The organism is Streptomyces sp. WAC05292 (assembly GCF_003949955.1).
Taxonomy (GTDB): Bacteria; Actinomycetota; Actinomycetes; order Streptomycetales; family Streptomycetaceae; genus Streptomyces; species Streptomyces globosus.
Window position 1 is genome coordinate 1 of the sequence record NZ_RPSE01000737.1, and the last position, 1,251, is coordinate 1,251.

Consider the following 1,251-nt stretch of genomic DNA (forward strand, 5'->3'; position numbering starts at 1 on the left):
GACGTGGTGATCGTCGGGGGCGGGGCGGCGGGGCTGTCGCTCGCCCACGCGCTCACCCTGCCCGGCGCCCGGCGGGAGCTGGCCGTCGCCGTCGTGGAGACGCCCCGGCGAGCCCTGCGCCCCGGCGACCGGACCTGGTGCTTCTGGCAGGCCGGCCCGGCCGACCACCCCGAGGCCGAGGCCGCGTCCTGGGCGCGGCTGCGGGTCCGGGGCCGCGACGGCGGCATCGTCGACGGCGAACTGCGGTCGCTGCGGTACCGGATGCTGCGGTCGGACGCGTTCGAGGCGTCCGTGCGCTCCCGGCTGGCCGGCCTGCCCGGTGTCCGGCTCGTGGCGGCGACCGCCGAGGCCGTGCACGACACACCCGGCGGCGCGGTGGCCCTGTGCACCGGGGACGACGGCCGCCGCATCGCCGTGCGGGGCCGGCACCTGTTCGACTCGCGTCCGCTGCCCGCGCTCCCGCCGGCCCGGACCGTGCTGCTGCAGCACTTCCGCGGGTGGTTCGTGCGCACCGCCCGCCCCGCCTTCGATCCGGACGTCGTCGAGCTGATGGACTTCCGGGTCCCGCAGCCGGTCCGCGGGCTCGCCTTCGGCTACGTGCTGCCGCTCGGGCCGGCGGAGGCGCTCGTCGAGTACACCGAGTTCTCCCGCGCCCCGCTCTCCCGGGGCGCCTACACCGCCGCGCTGGAGCACTACACGCGTGACGTGCTGCGGCTGGGCCCGTTCGAGGTACGGGCGGAGGAGTCGGGCGTGATCCCGATGACCGATGCGCGCTACCCGCGCCGGGCCGGGGATCGCGTCCACCTGATCGGCGCGGCAGGCGGCGCCACGCGGCCCTCGACCGGCTACACCTTCTCCGCGGTGCAGCGGCAGACGCGGGCCGTCGCCGCCGCGCTGCGCGACGGGCGGGCCCCCCGGCTGCCCGCGCCGCACCGCCGCCGGGCCCTCGCGATGGACGCCGTCGTCCTCCGCGCCCTGGACACCGGCCGGATCGACGGCCCCCGCTTCTTCACCGACCTCTTCCGCAGGGTGCCCGCCGAACGGGTACTGCGCTTCCTCGACGGGACGACGGCCCTGTGGGAGGACCTCCTCGTCGGATGCGCCACCCCCGTCGCGCCCATGCTCCGCACCGTCGCCGGGCCCTCGCGATGGACGCCGTCGTCCTCCGCGCCCTGGACACCGGCCGGATCGACGGCCCCCGCTTCTTCACCGACCTCTTCCGCAGGGTGCCCGCCGAACGGGTACTGCGCT

Annotated in this window: 1 protein-coding gene; it reads left to right on the forward strand. The window is 77.5% G+C overall.

The features are described from left to right. Nucleotides 1–1,251, forward strand: a 1,251-nt coding sequence (locus EF903_RS32725; RefSeq protein ID WP_260616236.1) for a lycopene cyclase family protein, incomplete at both ends; no start/stop codon positions are given.